The organism is Azospirillum sp. B21 (genome assembly GCF_008364825.1).
Classification (GTDB): Bacteria; Pseudomonadota; Alphaproteobacteria; order Azospirillales; family Azospirillaceae; genus Azospirillum.
This window is the reverse complement of the sequence record NZ_VTTO01000012.1, coordinates 1-23,294: the sequence shown is the minus strand read 5'-3', so window position 1 is coordinate 23,294 and position 23,294 is coordinate 1. Positions and strand designations below refer to the sequence as shown.

Annotated in this window: 23 protein-coding genes; 9 read left to right on the top strand and 14 right to left on the bottom strand. The window is 60.1% G+C overall.

Features of this window, described 5'->3' with window-relative positions:
• Positions 1 to 118 precede the first annotated feature (118 nt).
• Positions 119 to 628, top strand: a complete 510-nt coding sequence (locus tag FZ983_RS23820; RefSeq protein WP_149226078.1) for a hypothetical protein — start codon at positions 119 to 121, stop codon at positions 626 to 628.
• Between the two features lie 198 nt (positions 629 to 826).
• Here FZ983_RS23820 and FZ983_RS23815 read toward each other — a convergent pair whose 3' ends face one another.
• Positions 827 to 1,300: a helix-turn-helix transcriptional regulator gene (locus tag FZ983_RS23815; protein WP_149226076.1), complete on the bottom strand. Its 474-nt coding sequence runs from the start codon at positions 1,298 to 1,300 to the stop codon at positions 827 to 829.
• A 693-nt stretch (positions 1,301 to 1,993) separates the two neighbouring features.
• Here FZ983_RS23815 and FZ983_RS23810 point away from each other — a divergent pair.
• On the top strand, positions 1,994 to 2,239 hold the full coding sequence (locus FZ983_RS23810) for a DUF4167 domain-containing protein (RefSeq protein WP_149226074.1): 246 nt from the start codon (positions 1,994 to 1,996) through the stop codon (positions 2,237 to 2,239).
• 139 nt (positions 2,240 to 2,378) lie between these two features.
• Here the strand turns inward: FZ983_RS23810 and FZ983_RS23805 are convergent, their stop codons facing one another.
• The 5 genes from FZ983_RS23805 to FZ983_RS23785 form a co-directional block, all read right to left on the bottom strand.
• Positions 2,379 to 2,714, bottom strand: a complete 336-nt coding sequence (locus tag FZ983_RS23805) for a helix-turn-helix transcriptional regulator (RefSeq protein ID WP_149226072.1) — start codon at positions 2,712 to 2,714, stop codon at positions 2,379 to 2,381.
• 158 nt (positions 2,715 to 2,872) lie between these two features.
• Complete coding sequence (locus FZ983_RS23800) at positions 2,873 to 3,265, bottom strand: DUF1643 domain-containing protein (protein ID WP_188092481.1); 393 nt, start codon at positions 3,263 to 3,265, stop codon at positions 2,873 to 2,875.
• An 85-nt stretch (positions 3,266 to 3,350) separates the two neighbouring features.
• Entirely contained in the window at positions 3,351 to 4,649 is a 1,299-nt protein-coding gene (locus FZ983_RS23795; RefSeq protein WP_149226068.1) for a DUF87 domain-containing protein, read from the bottom strand.
• A gap of 382 nt (positions 4,650 to 5,031) precedes the next feature.
• A complete protein-coding gene (locus tag FZ983_RS23790) occupies positions 5,032 to 5,916 on the bottom strand; it encodes a ParB/RepB/Spo0J family partition protein (RefSeq protein WP_188092480.1) in 885 nt (294 codons plus the stop codon).
• The gene (locus tag FZ983_RS23785) at positions 5,909 to 6,991 is read right to left on the bottom strand and encodes an AAA family ATPase (RefSeq protein WP_149226064.1); all 1,083 of its coding nucleotides are present in this window, start codon (positions 6,989 to 6,991) and stop codon (positions 5,909 to 5,911) included. The genes FZ983_RS23790 and FZ983_RS23785 overlap by 8 nt, the downstream gene beginning before the upstream one ends.
• A gap of 243 nt (positions 6,992 to 7,234) precedes the next feature.
• Between FZ983_RS23785 and FZ983_RS23780 the strand changes: the two genes are divergently transcribed.
• Positions 7,235 to 8,002 (top strand): IS5 family transposase, encoded by a 768-nt coding sequence (locus FZ983_RS23780; protein ID WP_149226062.1) that lies wholly within the window; start codon positions 7,235 to 7,237, stop codon positions 8,000 to 8,002.
• 605 nt (positions 8,003 to 8,607) lie between these two features.
• Here FZ983_RS23780 and FZ983_RS23775 read toward each other — a convergent pair.
• From FZ983_RS23775 to FZ983_RS23760, 4 genes are all read right to left on the bottom strand, one after another.
• Complete coding sequence (locus tag FZ983_RS23775) at positions 8,608 to 9,456, bottom strand: hypothetical protein (RefSeq protein ID WP_149226060.1); 849 nt, start codon at positions 9,454 to 9,456, stop codon at positions 8,608 to 8,610.
• A 5-nt stretch (positions 9,457 to 9,461) separates the two neighbouring features.
• A complete protein-coding gene (locus FZ983_RS23770) occupies positions 9,462 to 9,686 on the bottom strand; it encodes a hypothetical protein (protein WP_149226058.1) in 225 nt (74 codons plus the stop codon).
• Between the two features lie 6 nt (positions 9,687 to 9,692).
• Entirely contained in the window at positions 9,693 to 9,977 is a 285-nt protein-coding gene (locus tag FZ983_RS23765; RefSeq protein WP_149226056.1) for a hypothetical protein, read from the bottom strand.
• 486 nt (positions 9,978 to 10,463) lie between these two features.
• Positions 10,464 to 10,721, bottom strand: coding sequence for a ribbon-helix-helix domain-containing protein (locus FZ983_RS23760; protein ID WP_149226054.1), 258 nt, complete (start codon positions 10,719 to 10,721; stop codon positions 10,464 to 10,466).
• Between the two features lie 1,038 nt (positions 10,722 to 11,759).
• On the opposite strand from FZ983_RS23760, the gene FZ983_RS23750 reads away from it, so the two are divergent.
• The 5 genes from FZ983_RS23750 (at position 11,760) to FZ983_RS23730 (ending at position 16,579) form a co-directional block, all read left to right on the top strand.
• Positions 11,760 to 12,410 (top strand): response regulator transcription factor, encoded by a 651-nt coding sequence (locus FZ983_RS23750; RefSeq protein WP_149226050.1) that lies wholly within the window; start codon positions 11,760 to 11,762, stop codon positions 12,408 to 12,410.
• A gap of 144 nt (positions 12,411 to 12,554) precedes the next feature.
• The gene (locus FZ983_RS23745) at positions 12,555 to 13,085 is read left to right on the top strand and encodes a hypothetical protein (RefSeq protein WP_149226048.1); all 531 of its coding nucleotides are present in this window, start codon (positions 12,555 to 12,557) and stop codon (positions 13,083 to 13,085) included.
• A gap of 29 nt (positions 13,086 to 13,114) precedes the next feature.
• The gene (locus FZ983_RS23740) at positions 13,115 to 15,298 is read left to right on the top strand and encodes an ATP-binding protein (protein ID WP_188092479.1); all 2,184 of its coding nucleotides are present in this window, start codon (positions 13,115 to 13,117) and stop codon (positions 15,296 to 15,298) included.
• 51 nt (positions 15,299 to 15,349) lie between these two features.
• A complete protein-coding gene (locus FZ983_RS23735) occupies positions 15,350 to 16,300 on the top strand; it encodes a glycosyltransferase (RefSeq protein WP_188092478.1) in 951 nt (316 codons plus the stop codon).
• 12 nt (positions 16,301 to 16,312) lie between these two features.
• Positions 16,313 to 16,579, top strand: a complete 267-nt coding sequence (locus FZ983_RS23730; protein ID WP_149226042.1) for a hypothetical protein — start codon at positions 16,313 to 16,315, stop codon at positions 16,577 to 16,579.
• Between the two features lie 347 nt (positions 16,580 to 16,926).
• Here FZ983_RS23730 and FZ983_RS23725 read toward each other — a convergent pair whose 3' ends face one another.
• Positions 16,927 to 17,916, bottom strand: coding sequence for a response regulator (locus FZ983_RS23725; RefSeq protein ID WP_149226040.1), 990 nt, complete (start codon positions 17,914 to 17,916; stop codon positions 16,927 to 16,929).
• A 401-nt stretch (positions 17,917 to 18,317) separates the two neighbouring features.
• Positions 18,318 to 19,394, bottom strand: a complete 1,077-nt coding sequence (locus FZ983_RS23720) for a hypothetical protein (RefSeq protein ID WP_149226038.1) — start codon at positions 19,392 to 19,394, stop codon at positions 18,318 to 18,320.
• Between the two features lie 467 nt (positions 19,395 to 19,861).
• Here FZ983_RS23720 and FZ983_RS23715 point away from each other — a divergent pair, with 467 nt between their 5' ends.
• Positions 19,862 to 20,992: a tyrosine-type recombinase/integrase gene (locus FZ983_RS23715; protein ID WP_188092477.1), complete on the top strand. Its 1,131-nt coding sequence runs from the start codon at positions 19,862 to 19,864 to the stop codon at positions 20,990 to 20,992.
• A gap of 235 nt (positions 20,993 to 21,227) precedes the next feature.
• On the opposite strand, the gene FZ983_RS23710 is transcribed toward FZ983_RS23715, so the two are convergent.
• Together FZ983_RS23710 and FZ983_RS23705 are read right to left on the bottom strand one after the other, a co-directional pair.
• Positions 21,228 to 22,208 (bottom strand): hypothetical protein, encoded by a 981-nt coding sequence (locus FZ983_RS23710; protein WP_149226034.1) that lies wholly within the window; start codon positions 22,206 to 22,208, stop codon positions 21,228 to 21,230.
• A 235-nt stretch (positions 22,209 to 22,443) separates the two neighbouring features.
• The gene (locus tag FZ983_RS23705; RefSeq protein WP_149226032.1) at positions 22,444 to 23,031 is read right to left on the bottom strand and encodes a hypothetical protein; all 588 of its coding nucleotides are present in this window, start codon (positions 23,029 to 23,031) and stop codon (positions 22,444 to 22,446) included.
• Positions 23,032 to 23,294: the final 263 nt, after the last annotated feature.

Genomic DNA, 23,294 nt, shown 5'->3' with positions numbered 1-23,294 from the left:
AGACGTCCACACCGCCTGATTGGTGGGCGTCGGGAAAGGACTTGAAATGACCAACCTAACGCCTCCCGCCCGCACCCGTGCTGGGACTCAACGCTTGTCCGTGGTAACGATCGGAAAAATGACCTCGACTTCGGACGCGACGATGCCCAGAGCAGTTAATGCGGCAATCATGACCAGCGACGCCTTCGTCTGTTGGCTGCACACGATGCAGTGGACCCACGCGAAGGCCGCTCAAGAGCTGGGTCTCAGCATGAGCCGCATCGACGAGATGCTACGCGGCGCGAAGCGAGGCACGAACACGCCCACGACCATCCCCGCCTATATGTCTTTGGCTTGCGCAGCGCTTGCGGAGGGACTGCCGCCGTTCGCGTGGGACGAGGAGAAAGGCGTGATGCCGCCGGAGGATTTCGAGCGGTGGCGCGCTGAAATGGGCAGAGAGTTGGACCTGGGCAAGCCAGTTCCCTTCCGGCAGATCGCAGGTATGCTCCGCCTGAGCAGCGTCGAAACGCCGGCTTATTGGGCGCGTGGGGTGCGCAGGGACGGGAAGCCTGCGCCCATCTACCGTGACCGCGCACTGGCCCTTAATGCGCTGCTGCATGGCCTCATGCCCTGGACTGCGGAGCGTTGAGCCTAGGAACAGTGCCTTGATGCCGCACCGGCTCGCCCAGAGGTGCTCTGGCTCGACGACCAGCACCGGGATGCTGCCCGATCCCTGGCGCTGGTCGGATTTTGCAACATGCTGATAATCGTGCGAGACCGGTGGTGACCGCCTAGAACTTTGCCGCAGTGGACATCTAATTGTCGCTGCGTGGTTGCGGCAGTGAGATCAAGTTGGTTCGGTTGAGCTCAACTTCGTTAGAACCTTGGCGAGATCGATCAGGCTCCTGCGGACGGACGGGTCACTGATGGTGTAGTAGGCGCGCACCAGCTCCAGAGTCTCCCGCTTGACCATCGGGTCCGGCTCGTAGCCGCTGCCGGAGTGGTCGCCGATCACTACATCGCCATCTTCATCGACCGTTGTTGCCGCAACATGAGGCGGCATGTCGTCGAAAAAGAAGGACAGGGGCACATCAAGCACACGCGTGAGGTGGAACAGGCGGGACGCGCTGATGCGGTTGGCGCCGCGCTCGTATTTTTGCACCTGCTGAAAGGTAAGGCCGATAGCCTCCCCCAACTTTTGCTGGCTCATGCCAAGAAGAGTCCGACGTAACCGGATGCGAGACCCAACATGCACGTCGATCGGGTTGGGGCCCTGCTTCTTGCGGCCGCGAGTCAGTTTCGGCTTGGTGGCATTGGTCATCGTAAGTGAGCTCCTTGTGCAGCGGCTGCGGTGGACGTTTGGATTAGTGACAGTGGGCCATTGAAGGCAGGCCGAGATCAGCGGATCGGCGCCGGACGGTGCATCGCCTGAAATGATCCCCCACTCGACCGGAAGCGCTACTTATTGGCCGGAGTAAGCTAGTCGTTTCTGCGCCCTCGAAGCTGCCTGGAGACCAGGCCCGACGATCCTGCCGAACCCACGGAGGTGACCAGCGGGGCTTAGCTTCACGGTGCAGTGCATGGTCATTGCTTCGGGCGGAGTGAGGGCGCCAATGGCGTCACTCCACTGGTCTTCCAAGTCAAATTAAGAGATATCTGCTAACGGGTCAATAAGAGATATCTCTTAAGCGCACTGAGAGAGATCGCTTTAGAAGTGGCCCGAAGCACACCCGAAAAAGTATGTCGGGGATATGTATCCCGGGTTCGCCGAAGGCACTTTTTGCCGCATCGCCCCGGTACTCACCTCCGAAGATGATCAGGCAGGCTTTGTCCGGGATGCAGTAGAGAAGAAGTTGGTGAACCGCGAGTTCATAGCGGGTGAGGCGAGGAAGGCCGTCAAATACCTTGCGGATGACTCCTTCGGCAGTTCATTGTCTCGGTCAGCAGAAGCGGTAGTATGCTAGGGGCATCTTGAAAGCGCTCAAGTGCACCTGACCAGGAAGACGCAAACGGAATGTCCACCTCAAACCCCACTGGAAAGCACTTTTCGAGGCCGGCGTTCGGCAAGACACGCTCACAGATCAGTCCCTCTCAGGGCAGCGCGCGGCCGGCGACCCGCGTGAATGGAACTGCGCAGCAGAAGCAAGCTCAATGGCTAGCCCGTGCAGCTGACGCGGAGCGCAGTGGCGATGCGGTCGAAGCAGAGCTGTGTCGTCAATACGCCGAGCACTTCTTTCGGGTATCACGAGGACAGGATTAAGTGCGTCTGCCGGCAGAATGAAGGGGTATAGCGCGGCGTCCTACAGCATTGGCGTGCGGCGCACAGCCTAGCAGATGGCAGCCACCAAGTGGGGGCATCACACCGTCCAATCGCGACGATGTCGATCAAGCAAGGTACTTTAAGAAGCTTCACCGGCGTACTTCGACCCTACTGGGCGGCCCACCCGCTTCCGCCTGCCCGGCCCTATAGTGCCGCCGCAGCTCTCGGCGGCATTGCTAAGTGCTAGCGTTGCGAGTGGACGACCATCGTAGCTGGAAAAGCCGAGTTCGACGGCGATCAGGGCAAGCTCGAGGGTCTTGGAAAATGGTGCCGGGCGCCGGAAGCCGTTACCATCCTGCCGATAGCCGCGCTCCAGGTCCTTCAGCGTGCTGACACCAAGGCCGATGCGTTGTGCCAGCTCGCGCTGTGTAAGGCTGTGGCGCTCGCGGAAAGCGGCAAGCTGTGCATTAGTCATCGAGGACGTTGTGTCCGGTTCTTAGCAGGCATGAGAGGCCTCAAATCTCAAGCGTGTTTCTATCGGGCAGCGACGATTACGACCGAAGAAGGACTAGGAGAAGGCTGTCAGCGATATTGCCAACGCCTCGGCACCGCGGGGAAGCGCCGGGGCGTTGGTCACCTAGCGGCGGCTATCGCGCCGACTCGACCCAGGCTCATCCACGGGCGCGGCTGAACATCGTCTGGCACGCGGTGTTTTCCACGGGCAAGCGGGTGGATCGGCGTTCCGTTCATGGTCGTACCAAGAGAGTGAAGCGGCGGAAGCCCCTTTGCACCAAAGCTCCATGCCCTGCCCCACTTCTGGACCCGCGTCACCGTCGGATCGAGCACATCTTCATTCGCGGTGGACGGATTAAGACCGATCACCTGCATGAACGGCTTGGAGCTGTCCCGGACGCGCCGGAGCGTGTAGCGGTGGCTGCTGTCGTACCGGTTAGTCCCCGACCATGCGGAGGCCCAGCCTGGATACCGGGACGTGTCCGCCATGGCAAAGTCGAACAACGAAGTCATTCGATCACCTGCAGCATGGTCGGTGGCGCAAAGGCGTGCCGGCATTTTAGGCTCGCCACGCTCGCGCCCGCAAGGGTCGCCAATTTTAGACCAGCGTCATGTCCAGCCATAGGGTGCCACTATCTCCCTTGTTCTTGATAGCGATGATGGAGCTTTTGTGTGTCTGAATGCCCTCTAAGCGTCGGGGTTCGACCTTGAGCTTCTTGGCGGCGCGATCCAGGAAGATTGGGTCGACACCGAGGACGAACTTCGTACCCATCTGCGCGAGGATCTCGTCGGGAAAATCTGTCAGGTTCTGCGATGAGAGGATCAGACCGAGTCCGAACTTGCGTGCCTCGCGAGCCCAGACGCTGATGATATGATCAGCCTCAGGGGACACAAATTTGTGACTTTCGTCGAGTAAAACGAACATGACGGTTTCTGGCTTCTGACCGTCGCCACGGGCCGCAGCAAAGATGTCGTCCAGGATGAAGTCGACGGCCATCCGCTGGCCGTCCGAGGACAGCGCTGACAGATCGTAGCGCCAGATCGCCGCGGCTGGATCGAACATGTAGGTGTCGGCTCGGAACAGCCCGGAGCGTTCAAGATTGCAAATCCGCTCGTAACAGCTTTGGAGCACCTCCTTGTTCCCGTAGCGGAACAGCGCGCTGACCTCCTGGCCATCGTACATGCCTTCTAAGAAGCGCTCGAACAGCTCACGGCATTTGTCTTTGAGCTTGTCGACGTCCACGCTGGTTTCCTCGCCACGGATCTCCTTCTTGATTGCACGATCCATGGAGCGCAGCTTTCGGCTCAGATCGTCGAGCGCGGCAACGGTTTCTGAACTGGTGCCCAGAAAGACCTGGGTCATCTTGCGTTCCATGAACCACTTGAGGGTTTTCACGGTGGGGTGCCGCTTGGGCATCTCGGGATTGCGCCGGTCGTCATATCGAAGGTTCCACGTTTCGGGCCGGTCAGCGTGGAACCCAAGGTAGCCATAGAGGTCGAGCAGAACGTTGTGGAGGGTGTGCTCCTGCTTGGAGCCGAGCGGCCGGCTTGTCCGGCTGATCGTCTTGAGGAAGGTCTCGATGGCTCTGGTAACCCCGCCGTAGTCCGGGTCCTCACGGACGGTTAGTGGGTTAAGTCCTAGATCGGACGTCGAGCTGAACCGGAATGAGTCTTCACCCGACACACCCATGTCCCCATGGGGATCGAGGACCACGAACCTGATCCGGGGATTGACGAGGGACATGCCGGCCATCAGCCGGCGGAGGCGGGTGGTTTTTCCCGATCCTGACGGGCCAATCACCGTAAAATGGGAGTTCATGACCTTCTCGGAGTCCCAGAACACTGGAACCTCTTCCGGGCCTTCAACCGGCTTATAGGTGCCGAATTTGATCCGCACTACGCCCTCTCCCGCTTCGTCCGTTCGCTGTACGGGGCGGATAATAGAGGCATCGTGTAGCGTCGCGCGGCTCCAAAAGACGCTGAAATCCTACGTCTTTCTAAGGACGGCCCGGCGTAAACTGTTCGCCTATGATTGTGCGTGGCTTGGGGCAGGGGGGGCTGGGGGTGAGCTGTGCGCCCCGTACCTCAGACCCTACCCGACGTCGGGTAAAAGATAGAGGGGCGGATGCACCGCCCCTGCCCACCAGCTTTTTACCCGACGTCGGGTAAAAGACAGAGGGGCGGATGCACGGCCCCTGTCCACCAGCTTTTTACCCGACGTCGGGTAAAGGGTCGACTCTACGAGCTATGGAGAACTCTCGCTCCTCTAACTTATGCTTTCAATCCCCGATGATCCGGGTGATCACGTCTCGCAAGCGCCGAAGATCGTCCATGTCATCGGAAGAGAGATCCTCGGGTCGAATTTCGTGCTTGGACAGGCTGGTCGCCATGGTGCGCCACTGCTTTCGGGCTCTCTCAATCGGCGCAGCCCTCGGCGCTACCGCGGCTTCTGGAGCAGGGTTGTCGTCGTCCTGGAAAGCAGCCTTTGCTTTGCGAAGCTCCGCAACGCTCGCGCCGTTCTTGATCATGTCCCAAAGGCGCATCGTCACGGCCTCGTCGTCGATGCCCAGAAGCTCCGACAAGGCCGACTTCGAAACCTCCTTTTGAATGGCCTCGTACTCGACCAGGACGGTCTCGGGGAGCTTCACGATGTTCAGCAGGCGGGTAACCTCAGACTGGCTTTTACCGATGAAGCGCGCGAGGTCCTCCTGGGTCAGCTTCTCTCCCTTTGCCAATGCGCGCTCTTGCAGTCGCACGAGACCGCGACCGCTCTCGACGGGCGTGAGGTCGACACGTTGAAGGTTCTCGACAAGCGCGGTAACCTCCACATCCTCCCGGTCCGACACGATGATCGCGAGGATGTTATCTCGCCTGAGCAGTTGGTGAGCTCGGAACCGGCGTTCGCCGGCCACCAGCATGTAGCCGCCTTCAGCACGACGGCGGATCAAAATTGGCTGCTTCAGACCATGCGCGTCGATGCTGGCTGCTAGGCCAGCGAGCTCGGCTTCATCGAAGGTCTTCCGCGGCTGGTTCGGATTTGGGTGTATGTCCGGCAGCGGGACCTTGTTGATTTCCGGAAAATCCGGATTGGTAACGCGGTCAAGGTCGATTGATGCCGCTGCGAGACCGAATGCCGGGTTAGTGTTAGCGAACTTCTTAGCCATTCGTCGTCTCCAGGGCAGGGGCCTTAGCGAGCAGGGCTTGTGCAATGGAGCGGTAAGTCTCGATACCATCGGCTTTCGGCACAATGGCGAACAGGGGCTTACCGGTCTGAACCGCCTTGGCGAAGTCTTTGCGCTTCGGGATCGGGTCCCACACTTTGATGTGCGCACCGAACGCAGCCTGCAGATCGCCCAGGGTCTGCACGTCGATGGTCGAGCGGCGCTCGAAAATAGCCGGCAGGATCCCGAGAATTTCAACTTTCGGATTGCCGCGCCGTTTCACGTCTTGGATGGTCTTGATGAGGTGAGGGACGCCTAGCACTGCCATTGGTTCGCAAATAGTCGGGATCAGGACCTGATCGGCGGCAATTAGAGCGCTTTCTGTGAGTCCGCCCAGATGCGGTGGGCAGTCGATGATGATCACGTCGTAGGACGGCTTCAACGGGGAAAGGCGTTCGCCGAGTACCTTATCGCCCTGCGTCTGGCCGAACTTCAGCTGGCCCTCGGCCTGTGCCAAGGTGATCGAGCAGCCGATAAGGTTGAAGGCGCCATCGCAAACCTTCACCGGGAAGTGCGCCGGATCAGCGCCCTCGTTGAGCAAGAAGTGGGTGAGGGAGCGCTGTTCGGCTTCCAACTGCATCGGATTCACCGCGAGGCTTTGGGTCGAGCTCGCTTGAGGATCGGCGTCAATCAGCAGAACGCGCTTTCCCATTTCAGCCAACAGGAAGGCGAGGTTGCAGGAGCTGGTCGATTTGGTTACGCCGCCCTTCTGGTTCGCGAGTGCTAGAACCACGCAAGCGTTGTGGTGAGCCGGCGGACTGGACGGCACGCCAAAAAGCTTGTCAGTGCTGGCCAGGAGGGCTTCGCGCAAACCGGGCACGAGCTTACCTTCAGCCACATCCGAGTTCGCCTCGACAAACTTGGCGACGGCGGCCGGGATCTTCTCGCCCCCTGACTCCCAACGGCTGATGCGGGCGCGGTCATAGCTTCGCCCGATACCGGCGTTCAGCCAATCCGCAAATTCGGCTTGAGATGCACCGCGTTGCTCGCGTACCGCCTTCAGCGTCAATCCTTCCATCACGCGGCCTCACTCTTCTCATGGGGTGGTGGTTTGGTTGGAGCATCGCAGTTCGCGGTATGTGCGTCAACATCGTGCCGTCTGTGTGTCACGCGTGAAGGCGGAGTGCGACAAAACGGTCACGATCACGTTTACCCCTGGAGGATTAGAGGCGGTTTCCAGAACCCTCATCCGATGATCACTCCTCCGGAAACCCGCTGATCTGCTGTCGGTTTCCTGTGCCTTTGGCACAGAGAGGCAGGCATGGGACCGACAGTCGCGGACTTGGTGGCGGGGATCATCGACCGGATCGAGGATCGGCCTGTCGGCCCCGGGCGTCCGCCGATGTCCACCGTGGAGGTCATCGAAACACTCCGCTTCTTCCTGCGCGAGGGCGTCCAATGGCGCGAGCTGCGGGCGGCGGACGGGCGTGCCTCGGGCTCGACCCTGCGCCGCCGTCTGGAGGAGTGGCACAGGACCGCGTTGCTTCGGCGGGTTCACGCCGTCCTTGTCCGCATGGTGCGCTCCGGCCCCGACGACGCCGCATGGGACGTTGTGGTCGACAGTTGTTCGGTACGGGCAAAGCACGGTGGTGAGTTGACCGGACCAAACCCGACCGACCGCGGCAAACCCGGCACCAAGTATCACGTGGTCGTCTCGACTGACGGCCTGCCACTGGCGGTCATGCCGTCAGCCGCCAATGTGCATGACACCATGCTCTTCCCCGACTTGCTGCGCCTGGCCCAGGTGGTCTGCGCCGCCATTGCCAAGCTCTACGCCGACGCAGGCTACGATAGTGCCGATAACCGTTGGATCTGCTTACGTGACGGGGTTCAACCGCACATCCGCAAGATCGGCGAGCCACACGGCTCGGGGCTCGGCAAGGTTCGATGCGTTGTCGAGCACGGCTGCGCTTGGCTGCTCGCGATCAAACGCCTGGATCGACGGCAGGATAGGCTCGGACGGATCGTCCTCTCCTTGCTCACTGCCGCCGCCATCTTCATCATCGCTAACCGCATCAGTCCATTCTGAAAACCGCCCCTTAGTTTTACCCGACGTCGGGTAAACAGAAAGGGCAGGGGGGGCAGCGCCCAGGCGCTTCCACGGGAGCTACAACACGCATGGAGCACTGAGCGATGCAACTACAGGTGCTCTGGCGGGTCACTCGAAGCGTTGGTAGGTTTGCGCTGCGCGTTCGCGTTCTGCAAAAGTGCTCTGGTGGTTCACAGGAATGCAGATCAGTGTGGGTGGGGGGAGGCACAGTGCGAAACCGGAGCCTACCTTAGGGGCTAAGGAAGAAGGGGAAGGGCAGGGCGTGACACGGTCGACGCACGGCGTTGGTGGGGTGCTTGTGGTCCTCGCGAACAAGCTGGTGTTGCCTCCTGCCCGGCGCGGCGCGCCCGATCAGCGCCATAGGACAAGAACGTGCAGACTTCCTGCCACCGCATCCACCGTCAGGTGGAAACCACGACGTTTACCGATCCCAGTCGCACATTCGCTAAGCCGCGCCGCTGCGACCTCACGTGGAGCCTATTTTTTGAAGGCCAGGAGAGAGCCCGCAGCGCACCTGCTCTTGATCACGCCCCCAGCGAGTGAGGTAGTTGTCAGCTTTAGCCGCACTCCGTGAGACTAGACGATCAGAACGGCTTTACTGGAGCATTCGATACGATCCGCCATGCCGGATCAGCGGCTATCAGATGAGATGAGATCGCACTGATATGGAGTTGCCCATAGAGCACCAGGATGCTGCGGTCGCGTGCGTCCTCGATCGCGCGAGCGACGCGCTGTTCACGCAGGGTCGTGATTGCCGGTGGGAGCACCGCGTGTGCATATCGACCTGATGTCGTGGTGGCGAGCAGGATCTGGAAGGCGGCGCGCACGCGGTCCTGAACCCACCCAGGCAGACCGTCAAACGTTTCCCGCACTTCCGTCAAGGTGAATGGCGCGTCAGGCTGGCGGTCGTGGGCGGACGGTGGGGTAGGGGGGAGTTCCGCGAGCAGCTCCGATAGCGTCACATCCACGTTGCGCGCATCGGGGCCAGGCCGGCCGATGATGGCCTCGTTGTCCTGGAGCACCAAGCCTTCGGCAAGCGCCGGCGCAAGCATCTCATAGGGATGCGCCTCACTGTCCGCGAGGAGGTTTGGCGCACCTCCCAAGCTGTTCAGGACATCGGAGAAGGCATCGTTGCCGCGGCCGAGGTCGTCGCGGACCCCTTCGTAGAACACGAGCCACCCTTCGGCCCGGCGGCGAGCGACCAATTCCCCCACGTCGCGGTAGAACTCCGGCGAGGCGATGTGAATCATGCCCTGCATCTCGACTTTGCGAGCGCCGTCGCTCAACGTTGTTCGAGACAGTTCCAGCGGCAGCACGGAGGCAATGAGGGGGAGGGCGGCAAAAGTGGCGACGCCCACACCAGCAACTGCAACCGGCACCGCGAGGATAACGGCGCCGGCGATGCAAAGGACGCGGCGAAGGCGGATTTTCATGGCGGTTACTCGCTGCTCCGGCCCGGTCCAGACCCAAAGAAAGCTTCAGCGGCGTGCTGATCGATGATGTGGGTGCCGCTCTTGCCGGCGACAGCTGCCGGGTGATGGCGAAAGGCAAGGAGGAGGGTGGCGAGGCTAATTCGGTCGGTGAACCACAGGTGCAGGGCCGTTAAGGCATATCGGATGGTCAGGCGGGGCGGGCGGAAATCGTGATCGGAAATAGTCTGCATGATGCCTCACTCGCCAGCCGCGTTGCGCTCGAACAAGTACCAATAGGTGCCCATGACGAGCGCCACCCAAGCTATTATAACGGTCGGGGACCACATAAAGGCCACCTCAAGAACGCGGAACAGAGGCGTGTCAATGTAACCGGCAAAAAATGCAAATTCGCCAAGGTTGGCCTTTAGAAATTCGTGATAGCTGTCACGATTCATATGGTAATAGATTGCGCTGACTGGGTGGTAGATAACTATCAGAGCCGCGACCAGTGTACCTTTATTCCGTAGCGCCCAAGAGATCATCTTGCGTCCTCCAGTTTCGGCGCAGCATCCTAGCAGCCACGTTTGGTCACCGCGCCGGAGAAAGACGACGTCTTTCGACGCCTTTCAGGCATGATAACTCCCGCGTCGGAGGTGATTCGGCCACTAACAAGGGCGGTAATCGCTGGATTGCGGGCAGCCGGTGACAAGTCGGGCGATAACCCCGTACTATCGGCCGCGGCGGGCGTGACTTCCGTTGAGCCGTGCCGAGACTGCTTCAACACCAGAGTTAAACGCGAATTCAGTGGCCTAACCTCCGGCCCCCGGCACGAGCTTCAGCTGTGGTGAATTATCTGGGTTAGGAACGGCCCGGCAAGGCAAAGCACTGGAGCAGCCGCACGATGGCGCCGGCCGGAGGGGTGAGCAGCAACATCGTGCTCCGTATCCGGCACGTTCACGGCCTTAAGCTGCATTGGTAGTGCACCTTCATGCTGGCGCGCAAACCGCATCAGGTTCTGGCGCAAGGGTTCAATTTGCTCGCAGCAGAACCGCACCGGACTCTTGAGCTTTGGCGGCCGACCGGTAATAGGAGATCGCGAACATGCGCAGCGCCGAAGTCAGGCTTTCAGCCCCACGGCGGCAGTTGAGCCGCTCGACAAGAGTGGCCAAGTCGGTGTTCTGGCAGGCTGCGACGTCCTGAAGCCCGTCCCAGAACTCTTCCTCAAGCTCGACGGTCATCGGCGTCTCGCACAGGGTGAACACGATGGCGATCTTATTTGTTTTCATAACGGCCTGCGGCCATCCTTTGTGGAACGTAGTGGCGCTGGTGGGCGCCGCAGACTAGCTGATCCGGACTGCGCGATCCACGCCGGTGCTATCACGCCAGGGATGGTCATGAACGGAGGAGCGGTCCTTTGCCAGGGATGCGCCGCAGTGAGGGCACGAGGATGGAGGTGCCACTTCGTCGTGGACAACGTGGTCACGCCCGCATTCGCACGCCTCGAACGAAATGGTCCGGGAGCGTAGCTCCCGAGCAAGGACCCAAGCTGCAGCGATAGTGGTCGCCTCAGCTGTGTTCAGGTCTCGTGATGCGAGGTGCAGATCGTGGGAAACGATGAGCGCATTCACGTCGACCCGGCGGTAGGCGTTGCTCCCCGCCAAGCCGGCATAGTGGCTCAGGAAGGTTGAAGCCTGACGAGTGGAGCCTGTCGTTCCTAGGAGGTCAGCAATCTGGGGGAGAGTGGATGGCGGGGGCGCTGAGTCGTGAAGCTGCCGGTAAAGTTCCCGGACCGCGTCACTGGGGAGGCCGGTGTGGAGGCGAATGACGGGAACGGGAAACCACCGCAGGATCATGCGCGCAGCCAGATCGGAATCCGAGTGCCCGGCGGCAGGGCGTGGCAGTGAGGCGGCCGACATTCAGAGACGCTCCTGTGGTGCACCGGTTAAGTTGTTCGCGAGGCGCCGGTGGAGAGCGTCCACCACACCCCGACCAAATGGGTTACATCCCTACTTAAGAGGGGGTGGGGGCGACCCTACCTTTGAGGTAGCCGAGGCTGCAATAGAAAAATGCGCAACTTTGTCACAGTTCGCGTATAACTCCGATAAGTGCTTGAAAAGACCGGATTATCAGATGCGCTGATTCGCGGAGGGGTGTCATTTCTGCAAAATATGGGGGCGGGGCTACCTCGGCGGCTACCGCACGCAAGCAGCCTTTAGGCGATGGCGCTACCCCACCAGAGGGAGTAGAGCGTTGTGCCATACGGGGAGGCTGTATATAGTGCCCGCGCTTTTAGGGGCGTCGCATATCAACGGTGGAATAAAATAATGAGGATACTGCTGGCAGATGATCACTGGTTCATGTTTGAGTCTATGGTCCGTTTGCTCAACGAAGAAATTCCCGGAAGCGAAGTTGTCGGGGCGGCAAATCTCGACGAGGCGATGAAGGTCGTTGATACTGATAAGTCCTTTGACTTGATATTGTTGGACCTGAACATGCCGGGCATGGGTGGGGGAGGGCAGGACAGGTTCTCGTGTATTGATAAGATAAAGAGAATAATTCCCGATACCCCCGTAGCCATTATTTCGGCTGAGGAGGATGAAGTTATTGTTCAGACAGCGCTATCAAAAGGTGCCGCTGGTTACATTCCAAAGTCTCTGACAAGGAATTCCCTCGTTGCTGCGATGCAGTTGCTGGTGTCCGGGATGGCTTCCTATCCACGTCCCGTGACTCGCAGAGTACAGAAGACTCCTGCTAGCCACCTAGGAGTGTTGGGGCTGCGAGATAGCAATAAGGGCCCGAACCTTAGTGCCCGCGAGAAGGAAGTTCATTCATTAATTATTCAGGGTCTCAGCAATAAGGCGATAGCAGAGCGACTGGCAGTCAAAGAAGTAACGGTTAAAGAACATGTTAGTGCGATACTAAAAAAGTTTGGGGCGAAGCGGCGCTCAGAGATCATAGCTGCGGCTGTCAGGTAAGGAACCGTAGGTGCAGCGATGCACCGATGCTGCCGCTTTGAACGGATGATTTGATCGATGGTCGAATCGTTTTCTTAAAGGGCAGTTAATCGTGGGAATTGGGCGGTGTCTTCATCGTCGATAACTCAGGGGATATAGAGCATCATGGTAAGGGCTGTGTACTGCTCATTTTTCGTTTCGCTTTCGGTTGGTTGCGCCGTTATCGCTTTTGACGGCGGGCGTCTCGCTCCCTCGGCTCACGCAACTGAGAGTTCCGTTCAGGTCGCCAGCGAACCGATCCTGGTCGTTAGTGGCTTGGTCGCGGCCGGTCAGGAGCGCAGCTTCACGAGGGATGAGTTCGAGGGTATGGGATTGTCCAGTCTGACGACGCGGACGCCCTGGAACCAAGACCCGGTCGAGTTCTCCGGCGTCAAACTGTCGACCTTCCTGAAACAGGTCGGCGCGACTGGTCGAGTGCTGCGCGTAACTGCGTTGAATGACTATGTTACAAATATCCCTGTTGATGATGTAAAATATGACCCAATTCTCGCAACGCGTCGTGGCGGGAAGCAAATGTCCGTGCGTGATAAAGGGCCGATTTTCATTATATATCCATTTGACGAAGACAAGTCACTCAATAGCGAACTATACTTTTCGCGTTGTGCATGGCAGGTAAAGGCCATCCAGATCGAGTGAATACATAGATGCGGCGGTCCTGGGCATTCTTGAGCACTATCACGCTTCGTCGCAAGCCACGGCGTCGCACGAACAGAATTGCTTTCCAGGCACTCGCGGCGACAGGTGCGCTAATGGTGCTCCTATGGTCCTACCTCGACAATGAAATATCGAAGGAATTGGATTCACAGAGAACCCAGCGTATCGAGGCCTCACAGTGGTCCCTTCATCAGTTTGAGGTCGAATTCAATCGCTTCTCCGCGCTGGTTCGGACACCGGTCCAAGGCAACAACGAGCGGAGAGACTTGGAAGTTCGGTATGACATTCTTCTGAGCCGCTTCGATGTTCTGAAGAATGACCATTGGTTCATCTTAGAAGCGAACACGGCGTTGAGCGAGAGGATTGCTCTGCTTGAGCGGATGGTGATGACCTGGGAGTCGCTCCTAGAGGCACCATTCAGCAGCGAAAACCGAGTTGCGCTATCCGCGTCGGTGCAGAACGCTGAGGCCCAGCTCAAGCCGCTGGTTTCGGAGATTCATGGAACGGCCAGTGCGTCGAGAGCCGAAGCGAGAAGCCTGCTCGTCGACAAGCTGACACACGTCAACTGGGCAATTGCTGCGTTGGCGCTCACCGCGTTCGGGCTGGTCACCTCACTCTATGTCCAGCTCAAGCGCGAGGAGAGGGCTCGCTTAGCAGCGGAAACGCTCGCCGACGAGAAGTCGGCTCTTGTGCGTGAGCTTGAGGATGCCCGAAATCAGGCTGTAGCAGCTGGCAGAGCGAAATCTGCCTTTCTCGGTGCCATGAGCCACGAGATCCGGACACCGATGAGCGGGATAATCGGTATGGCCGATCTGCTGCACAGAAGCGCTACCGGTTTCGAGCAGCGCCGCTGGGCGATGGCGGTCAAAAGCTCCGCGACAGCACTTCTCACCGTGGTCAGCGACGTCCTCGAATTCTCCCGAATTGAGGGATCAATCGTTCACTTGGTCCATGAGGGATACGACATCGAGGAGCTAGTGGACGGGGCTCTTGAGTTGCACGCGCTGCCGGCCGCTGAGAAGGGGCTGTGGCTCGAGTCAATCGTCGAGCCTGATGTTCCCCGCGAACTGCTGGGCGACCCAGGCCGTATTCGGCAGATCGTTGTCAATCTCGTCAACAATGCGGTGAAATTTACCCAGACCGGGGGCGTGAAGGTGTCGGTCTCCGCACCTGAGAACAGCGGTGGTGGGAGGGACTTGCGGGTTTCCGTAGAGGATACCGGTCCAGGGATCCGCGACGAGGATATTCCCCGCCTATTTCAGCCGTTTAGTCAACTTGATGCAGGGGCATCAAGGCGGTTCGGTGGGACCGGTCTCGGACTCGCAATCTGCCATGGATTGGCGGACCAGATGGGAGGGAGGGTCACTGTCGAAAGCACCGCCGGCAGCGGGACGACGTTCAGGCTTTCCCTGCCGTTGTGTGCAACAGACAAACAGGAGGTGACTGCACGTCTCGACGGCCTTCCTCCGGTTCTGGCTTTCATGCGTTCGTCAGAAGAACATAACGCGATGCTGAATAAACTGCGCATGATTGGATGCGAAGTGTTCAACGCGAACGAACAACTCGCTGCAGGCCAAAATCCAACCCGAGCATTGGTGGTCCTGGATATGGAGCACCCTGCCGCGGCCCAGATCGAAAGCAGCATACCGCCTGACTGGCCGGTGGTGCGGGTGGTTTCCACCAGCAGCCATGGTTTGATCGGCGAAACCGGCACTGTGCTCCTGAAGCCTATACGGCGAACTGCTTTGGCTGCGGCGCTTGCGGAGGCGGCCGGGCAGGGAACTGGCGCGACTGCTTCGGATGGAAACCCGACCACTTTGTCCATCATGGTCGCCGAAGATAATGGACTGATGGCCGACATCATTTCGTTCTATCTCCGTAAGGAAGGTCACGAGGTAGTCGTCGTCGGAAATGGTGCTGAGGCAGTTACGCAGCTAGATCAACAACACTTTGATGTGGTGCTGATGGACGTTCAGATGCCTATCATGGACGGTATTACTGCTGCTCAGGCCATACGTTCACGGAAAGATGAACGAGGGCGGATCCCAATCATCGCGGTTACAGCGAACGCTCACGACGACGCGGCTGAGCTGTGCAAGAATTCAGGGTTTAACGGATTTATAACCAAGCCAGTTGATAAAAGAACAGTCGGTCACGTCATAGCGTCCGTGTTGGCCGGATCATCAGCTGTGTAGGCCGAAGACTGGTTGCTGGTGCTATAAAACCCTATGCGGATCGCCCAAGAAATGAACTATAAATTGCCTGCGGGAGTCCCACGTTGGCAGCTTCCACTGACGTTGCCTCCCAGCTATTCGATTGAGCAGCATCTCTACTCTGCTGCCGACCTCACCGTCATCATTCCGGTGAAGGACGATCCGGCCGGTCTGAGCGAGACCCTGTATGCGTTGAATGAACTTCACGCTGGGGTGCGTCCGGCCAGGGTGATCGTGGTCGATGATGGATCGAGCGACGCTGGGCTGGGTGCGAGTGCTGAAGTCCGCAAAGCATCCGAGGCTGGTCTCGTGGTTGAAGCGTGCGTCCAGGGTGTAAACCGCGGACCAGCCGCAGCACGTAACCGTGGGGCCGAATTGGCATCTACGCAGTGGCTCTGGTTCCTTGATGCTGGCGTGCGGCCGGATACAGACTACCTTGAGGCTATCACGGACCATGGCCACGTCTGCCCGGCGGTGGCGTGGACCGGCCCGATCACCTCGGATCCGACTGGGCTGTTCGCCTCCTACTACACCGCCCAATCCACTCTGAGCCCACCCGCTCAGCCGGACGGACAACTGGATGGCTTTGTGACCGCGTCCGTTGTCATTAATCGCGCAGCATTTGAAGCGGTTGGTGGGTTCGATGAGCGCTTCCGGCGGGCAGCTTGCGAGGACCTCGACCTGGGTCTACGTCTTCGCCCGCACGGTAAGATCAGGTACGCAGCTGACCTGTTGGTGCGGCACCGGTTTCGCGAAGACGAGCAGGATTTCCGCCGACGGTTCAGGCGCTATGGATTCGGCTTCTTTCAGTTCGGTGCCAAGTGGCAGCAGAACATGGAGCCATGGCCGGTGGTGGCTAGAATAGACGACCCTGTGCACCGGCAGCTCGCCGGAATGCAGTACGAGGAGCTCTGGAATGGTTGGAGGGAGGCGCAAGCCGTGGACGAAGCAGCGAAATCAGAAGGCGCAGGGTTGCTCTCCTGAGAGCCTTTTCCGTTGCTGTTCGGGGGGCGCGGGAAGGACACGCTGACTAGCGGCGACGGGGAGGATCTGTTCGTGATCGGCTGGGACGGCGGCCGAGACCTGGTCACCGATTTCGACTTTGCGCAGGGCGAATGCATCGGGCATGCCAGCATTCCCCATTGGCGGGATCGCTCCAACGCGTCGGGCGATGCCGTGGTCGATGTCAGGGGCTTTGGCAGCCTGACGCCGGCCGGCATCGCACCTGACGACGTCACCTCCGCCTGGTTCACGGTGGTGTGACCCGGCGCTTTCAGCCATGCTGGCCGAGATACTTGAGCTTTGACATCTCGAGCAGCTGGGGTGTGTGGCGAGATGTCCAGCTCACGAGATTGGCTTTTCGGAAGAATGGCCAGGGGTTGCCAGGTGAGCTGTGGGAGCCTACGGCGGAGTGCTTGCCGCACCGCCGTACCGCCCGGATGTGTGCCGCATTCATTAGGCCCTTGATCGCGTGTGACCGCTGCGGCCGACTTCGTACGGCCATTCCCATTGTTGCTCCCGTCGTCGGGGGCTGACGCAGGCGCTATTGAGCGCCGCATAGGCCTGCAATACACGCGGTCTGAGGCGGAGATCAAATTCGGGAAGCGAACTCAGAGAAGACAGTAGCTGGCGTAAGCCGCCTCAGCATCTGTGAGCGACTGTTCAGCAGCATCGATCAGAGCATTGATCGTCGTCCACGACGCTCTGGTACGGCTTGCTTGCTCAAGCTGGCTGACTTGCAGCGAGACCTGAAATGCTCCGAAAGATCGTGATGTACCTTTGAGCGTGTGTGCTTCGGCTTGCATCGTGTCGTGGTCGCGGATCGAGCGCATCGTGGCGAGCTTGCCTCGTGTCTCAGAAACGAACCTGGCTATGAACAAGGGCACATGCTCTTGGCCCAGGTCCCGTAGCATTGCGGATAGCGTGTGCCCGTCGATCCGGTCGTCGTTGACCGGGAGCGATGGAAAAGTCCGGTTCAGAACCCTGACAAGTTCGTCCAGGCGCACGGGGTTGGTAAGAACCTCCTGAGCTCCATGCGCCAGAACTGCGAGCCGGAACGCGGGGTTCGCGTCTCCGATCAGCGCCACTACCGGTGTGCTGCAGAACGGAACGGGGAGGCGCCGCAGTGACGCAATCACGTCGGGGCCCTCCATGTCCTGAAGTTGCGTGCTTATAAGCACAGCATCGTAGCGGTGCCGACCAGCGGCATCGATTGCGTCGCCGCCCTTGATTTCGACTTCGAGCGCGACATTGGGCAGAGACTGAAGAAAAGCTCTGATCAGATCGGATACAGCCGGGCGATCTTCGACTAGGAGCACTCTCCGCTCGGGGGGGTGGTTGCGAACGATCTCCCGCACGGGGTCAGCCTCTTTCTCGTCGGGTGTGGACACTGAACAGGTAGCGTTACCGGATGAGAGCTGCGACGCTCCGGCAACCCGCCCACCTGCTTCGTGCACAGCATTCAGAACGCGCTGGGCTGCGGCCAACGATGAGAGTGGGCGGCTTACAGCGGCTGTGTTGCCGTTGCTCTCGTCATAGTTCTGCCAAGCGTCAGGGTCGATCGCTCTGGCAATAAACTCAATGTCAGCTACGGTTTTCATCTAGGTCGTACAGCTCGAAAATTCATCAACTGATAGAGTTGGGTGAATCCAAAGGCTCTGCTCATTCCCAAGGCGATCGTAACCCTTCAAAAAGCCCGTTCTCGGGCGGCTTGAAGCGAGTAGCGACAACCACAATGATCATGGTGATATAATAGCGAAGAACTTAATAAGAAGTTTACCGGTAATTTAGAAAGAATTTTAGTAAAAAGCATTATCCTTCCGGAGCCAATTTGCGACGTGACTTCTAGGTGGCAGCAGAATGTTGATCAATGTGGGGCTTGCTGTAACAAGTGTCGGTTGTGAATTGTCGGGGCGCAGCTTCTGTTTAGGTTTCGTCTATACATGTAGTCGAATTAGCGCGGCATGGTTGAATGATCCCGGTGATGCGAGCCGCAGCCGGATCAGATCTTGCCGTACGATAGAAGCCGGGCGTTGGCACTGCCATAATCGGCCAGCAGCGGGTCCAGGCGCCTCATGACCTTCTCCAGCTGAGCGAGTGCGTCGTCCACACCTTCGGCCGGCTCCACCCAGCGGTCAGGTTCGGTGACCACTGCGGGCGGGGGCAGAAGTGGTGGCGCGGCAACAGTTCTGACCGCTGCCTCTGATCGCGGTGCCACCTCTCCCAGCATCGGCGCAAGGTCTTCTGCCACGAAGACACGGTAGGTGCGGCGGCGCGTGATCTCCACGGCGATCTCCAACCGCTGCAACTCCTCCAGCAGGTCGGTGGCGACACTTGTGGCGCAGCGCAGCCGCGACGCCAGACGCGCCGGACTTATCACGCCTTCAGCGGCCATTGCGTCGATAGCGCGGCGGATGCGGGCGTCGCTGCGCCGGTCGCCCACACGCCGGCGCCAGCTGCGCCAGCGGTGGAGCAGGGCGATGAGCCGGTCCTCGCCCTCCTTCGCCTGCAGAGCCATGCCGTCGAGAAAGGCAACTAGCCAGACACCGCGGGGCTCTGCGCGGCGAATTGCTTCCACCCCATTCAAGCAGGGTAGCGGCAGCGGCGTCATTCCCTGAGCGGCGAGGAAGCGCGAAACCGCGAGGCAAGCGCCGCTGCGGTCGCCGCCAGCTTCCAGGTGGGCAAGGAAGCCAATGCCGCAAGCGATCAGCGCTGCCGACCCTACGGCGGCGTGGGCCTCTTCCATCTGCGCAAGCGCGTCATCCGTACCGGTCGGGGCGAGAGCGGCCGTGCCAGGTCCGGCGAGCATCTGCCGCATCATATCGAGGGCAAGCATGGTGGCGCCCCAGTCGCGCTGGGCCCGAGTCGGCACCTGCGCCAGCAAGGTACGCAGGCGGTTGGGATCGACCCGGCGACCCTGGGTCTCTGAAATCTCGGCTACCGCCTCGACACGCGACCGGTGCAGCCACGCGGCCAGCACCGGGGTGCCGGCAGTTGCCTGGGCCAGCCGGCCTACGGCCGCGGCGGCGCGCTCCAGAGGGCCGATGAGGGGCTGCGGGTCCAAAGAACGAAAACGCATCTATCATGCTTTATCAATTGGTTACGCATTCTTGATACCGAGAAATCGGCAACAAGTCCACTTTTGTGAAAGGTTGAAAGCCCGTTTTGGTGATAATTTGCGCTATCGCCAGCAGGGGAGGGCGGCTATCGTCGTCGGTGACAGACAGTTGATGCGAAAAGCCGGTGTTGGTGGACGAAATAGCCTTTACTGACGGAGGACCAGCGGAAATCCTGATCGCATCTCAACAGCCTCCCGCGTCCACCGTTCCGTAAGCCGGTTCATGCAAAATGCTGGCAGTTCATGCGAAAAGTCCGGACCTGTCGGCAACCGTCCCTAACCCTCTGACCGCGTGATCCATGACCTCCCAGCCGCTCCTCCCGGTCGTAACCGGGTCCAGAGACGACAATCCTCTCGATCGCGCTCTCGCCCTTGACGGCGTGATCCTGCCGCACGCGCCGATCGCTCTCGCAATCGCACGGCGCTTGGTGCCCTGGTGGCGGGCGCTTCAGCGCAACGCGCCGGCCAACACCGTTCGCGCGCTGTGGGCCGATGCCCGCCATTACATCCGCTGGTGTGGGTTCAACGGCCGCGTTGCGGTCCCTGCGGTGCCGGAGACGGTAATCACCTACCTGACGGCACTCTCCAAGAACGGCGGCCGCGACGGGCAGCCGGCCGCCTATGGAACGGTGGCAAGGCGGAAGTCCACCATCGCAACTCTGCATGAGGCGGCCGGCCTGCCGGATCCTTGCAAGGACCGGCTGGTTCGGCTGGAGATGAAGGGGTTCGCTGGCCGCCTTGGTCGGCGCCCTGCCCAGGCGGTCGGGCTGCGCCGCGAGGACGTGCAGGAGATTCTCGCGGCTCTCAATCGTGAAGAGGGGCCACAGGCGGTGCGTGATGCGGCGCTGATCGCCGTCGGCTACGACACGCTGCGCCGCCGGGCCGAGCTGGTGCGGCTGACGGTCGCCGATGTCCAGGCTGAACGTGACGGCAGCGGCCGGCTGTTCGTGTCCCGGTCGAAGACTGACCAGGGTGGGCAGGGCCGCTGGTGCTGGTTGGGGCCTGACACCATGACCCTGCTGCAGCGGTGGCTTCGTCTGCGCGCCCTCCTGCTCGACGAGGCCCTGGCGGAGGGAGAGCAATTGATGCGGCGCTGCAGCCGCGGGGATGCCGCCCGGCGCGAGAAGCTGGAGCGCAGGCAGACCCGTTTGGAATGTTGTCGCGCGGTACTATGGCTGCAGATCGGCGCCGACCGGCTAACCCGCGGGACGGACGCTGTGTTGGGGCCGTTGGGCGTGTCGGGGCCAGACCCTGGCAAGCGGGTGGGCGAGATCTTCAAAGCGCGAGCCAAAGCTGTGGGGCTGGAGGGCACCGGCGTGCCGGGAGAGGGCGCGGTGTCGGGCCATAGCCTGCGGGTTGGCGCTGCCCAGGACCTGGTGGCCGCCGGATTCGGCCTGCCCGCTATCCAACAGGCCGGAGACTGGACCTCTCCCACCATGCCCGCCCGCTACGGTGAGCGCATCGCCGCCGGCGCCGGCGCGATGGCGCAGCTGGCGGAGAAGCAGGGGCGGGGTGGTGTCGGAGGTGACGAAGATGACTTAGGACAGATGCAGAAATAGATGCTCCAACTGCCTCGGTCGGAGGCATCGGGATACTCGCAGGATGGGGAGGGCTCTTGACGCAGCTATTTCTGCGAATCTCCTTACCCAGGAAAGTCGCCCGAAGCCGCACATCCTGGTTCACCCGCGGCATCCGCCGCATCGTCAAGATCGTCCAAGCCTGCCTGCCGCTCCCGCCTCTGTGGACGGCCCTCCTAAACTGATAGATGGTGAGGGGCATGCCCCGGAGAAGGCTTCAGGCGCTTCGGTAAATGTCGAAAAGTCTGCGAAAAAAGCGGTCATACGCGGGTGCACGCGGGTCGCGGCGCACGGAAGCGCGCAGCGTGAGGATTGGCTCCTGATATGTTTCTCTGAACCTTCCCTTACCGCGACACCCCCTGAGCCACCACCCTCCCCAGACCTCCCCGATCACCGTCACCCTTGGCGCATCCACCGCCATGTCAAATTGTGAATAGCACCAGAGCTGACCCCAGATGTTTGGCCAGAGGTTGGTGGGGAGGCGAAGCCTGGAATACTTGATCTCGACGATGAGCACCTCTGACGTCTTCTGGTTCTGGTAGACCAGATCAGGGGACGCCCGCAACGGTTCGCCACGAACCGACAGCGCCCCAATACTGAAGTACCCCCCTCTCTGTTCGTCATCCATGTGCAGCCCATTGTGTACGAGCCGCCAGTCCGACCCTGAGCGCTTGAGATAGGCATTGTCGATACAGGAGATCGCCCGCAGCCTTTCCTCAAGGATGTGCTTTTCCATCTCCTTGCCGCTTTCGCGGTCCTCGTCGTCTCCGTATGCCTTTGCATAAAGCGAGTAGATCCACTGCGAAAAGGCCGACGCCGTCGCTTGCGCGTTGCGCGGAGGATGGTGTCCTGCTTTCCGCAGAAACTCCGACGGCACGATCGCGAAAGCCTCGGTTGGCGGCAGATCGAAGCTACCAGTCGTGGCACGTACCGTAGGAAACACGAAGCGCTTGGCACGTACCGCAGGAAACAGGCGATCGTGGTGTTTAGTATCGACGGATACCGCCGGGTCGAACAGAAAAGCGGCCCGGAGGTCGATGTCTTTTCGGCGCCGCGACTCGATTGAATCCTGCCACTTTTTCCGTTTCTCGCCATATACACCCGCCGGAATGTTTGGGTCGCAATTGAAGGACACTGAGAGCCGTTTAGCATCGGCCTCATCGTGAGGGGCTTCATCGGGAGAATTGTCGTGCATCATGCCTGTTGCCTGTCCATGCCTCAGCCATCCCGTCATTTTATACAACCCGGAATAGACCAGGAATGACTTTTCCTGGTCGAGGAACTCCGCATAGGACAGATGCAGAAATAGATGCTCCAACTGCGTCGGTCGGAGGCATCGGGTTTCTCGCAGAATGGGGAGGACACTTGACGCAGTTATTTCTGCGAATCTCCTTATAAGATAGCTTCAATGAGTGTCGGCACCGATGTCGGTATCAGTCAACGTGCTGCTCCGGATCGCGGTTAGGCTCGACCCCCAGCTCGTTCCGAACACCTTCAGCCAATTCGAAGACCTCTTCCCGCACTTCCAATGTCTCTTCCGGACTGCCATGGAAGCTGATGTCGTCGAGAAAACCGAGGACGATGGCATCCAGGAAAGAAGGAAAGACCTCGATCGTCGAAGGCGCGTGCTTGGTCGATGCGACGGCGTCGGTGAAGAGCCGTCGACCTGTGCCGGCGAAATCCATGTTGCTGATTTTGGCGTGGTGTTCGATGCGGATCGGCAGGTGCGCCCATTCAGCCGGTGGGGAGAACGACAGCGAGCAGTAGAGGTCCTGATGACCAGTGTGATCATCCACTCTGGGCCAGGCGAAAACTCCCAGAGTTTCCCAGGCGATGTCGAGTGCCCATTGTCCGGTGCGCTCTGCAGTGGCCGTGATGGTTGGAGTGATGACCATCTCCGCAACCGGTGGCTCGTCTTGAGCCGTAGGTTTGCCATCGGTGTCGCCAACCAGTCTGAGGTGGGGCGGGGCCAACGCGCGGTCCCAGGCGTCGAAGTCGCACCAGCCCATGCGCGACAGCACCTCAGCCCAAGGCCTGAGGCATCGCATGAGTTCGGCTACGGTCAGACCGGGCTCGAATTCCGGCAATGAGCGGACATGCCCCAGCAGAGCGAGGTGGAGGGCAGCGCGATAGGTGTCAGCTAAACAACGCCGCCATTATCAACCAAAGACAGCTACGGTTGAGCGGATGCTGATCCCGCCGTCCTTGGGGTCACTACACGAAAGTGATCAGATTGTCCGGGATGTAAGAACGCCTTGAGAACATGAGCCGTGCAGCGTTCCTG

What these genes read in the sequence shown, in the direction of transcription:
- FZ983_RS23820 (WP_149226078.1), top strand. Translation starts at nt 119, where the DNA reads ATGACCTCGACTTCGGACGCGACGATGCCCAGAGCAGTTAATGCGGCA.
- FZ983_RS23815 (WP_149226076.1), bottom strand. Translation starts at nt 1,300, where the DNA reads ATGACCAATGCCACCAAGCCGAAACTGACTCGCGGCCGCAAGAAGCAG.
- FZ983_RS23810 (WP_149226074.1), top strand. Translation starts at nt 1,994, where the DNA reads ATGTCCACCTCAAACCCCACTGGAAAGCACTTTTCGAGGCCGGCGTTC.
- FZ983_RS23805 (WP_149226072.1), bottom strand. Translation starts at nt 2,714, where the DNA reads ATGACTAATGCACAGCTTGCCGCTTTCCGCGAGCGCCACAGCCTTACA.
- FZ983_RS23800 (WP_188092481.1), bottom strand. Translation starts at nt 3,265, where the DNA reads ATGACTTCGTTGTTCGACTTTGCCATGGCGGACACGTCCCGGTATCCA.
- FZ983_RS23790 (WP_188092480.1), bottom strand. Translation starts at nt 5,916, where the DNA reads ATGGCTAAGAAGTTCGCTAACACTAACCCGGCATTCGGTCTCGCAGCG.
- FZ983_RS23785 (WP_149226064.1), bottom strand. Translation starts at nt 6,991, where the DNA reads ATGGAAGGATTGACGCTGAAGGCGGTACGCGAGCAACGCGGTGCATCT.
- FZ983_RS23780 (WP_149226062.1), top strand. Translation starts at nt 7,235, where the DNA reads ATGGGACCGACAGTCGCGGACTTGGTGGCGGGGATCATCGACCGGATC.
- FZ983_RS23775 (WP_149226060.1), bottom strand. Translation starts at nt 9,456, where the DNA reads ATGAAAATCCGCCTTCGCCGCGTCCTTTGCATCGCCGGCGCCGTTATC.
- FZ983_RS23770 (WP_149226058.1), bottom strand. Translation starts at nt 9,686, where the DNA reads ATGCAGACTATTTCCGATCACGATTTCCGCCCGCCCCGCCTGACCATC.
- FZ983_RS23765 (WP_149226056.1), bottom strand. Translation starts at nt 9,977, where the DNA reads ATGATCTCTTGGGCGCTACGGAATAAAGGTACACTGGTCGCGGCTCTG.
- FZ983_RS23760 (WP_149226054.1), bottom strand. Translation starts at nt 10,721, where the DNA reads ATGAAAACAAATAAGATCGCCATCGTGTTCACCCTGTGCGAGACGCCG.
- FZ983_RS23750 (WP_149226050.1), top strand. Translation starts at nt 11,760, where the DNA reads ATGAGGATACTGCTGGCAGATGATCACTGGTTCATGTTTGAGTCTATG.
- FZ983_RS23745 (WP_149226048.1), top strand. Translation starts at nt 12,555, where the DNA reads ATGGTAAGGGCTGTGTACTGCTCATTTTTCGTTTCGCTTTCGGTTGGT.
- FZ983_RS23735 (WP_188092478.1), top strand. Translation starts at nt 15,350, where the DNA reads ATGAACTATAAATTGCCTGCGGGAGTCCCACGTTGGCAGCTTCCACTG.
- FZ983_RS23725 (WP_149226040.1), bottom strand. Translation starts at nt 17,916, where the DNA reads ATGAAAACCGTAGCTGACATTGAGTTTATTGCCAGAGCGATCGACCCT.
- FZ983_RS23720 (WP_149226038.1), bottom strand. Translation starts at nt 19,394, where the DNA reads ATGCGTTTTCGTTCTTTGGACCCGCAGCCCCTCATCGGCCCTCTGGAG.
- FZ983_RS23710 (WP_149226034.1), bottom strand. Translation starts at nt 22,208, where the DNA reads ATGATGCACGACAATTCTCCCGATGAAGCCCCTCACGATGAGGCCGAT.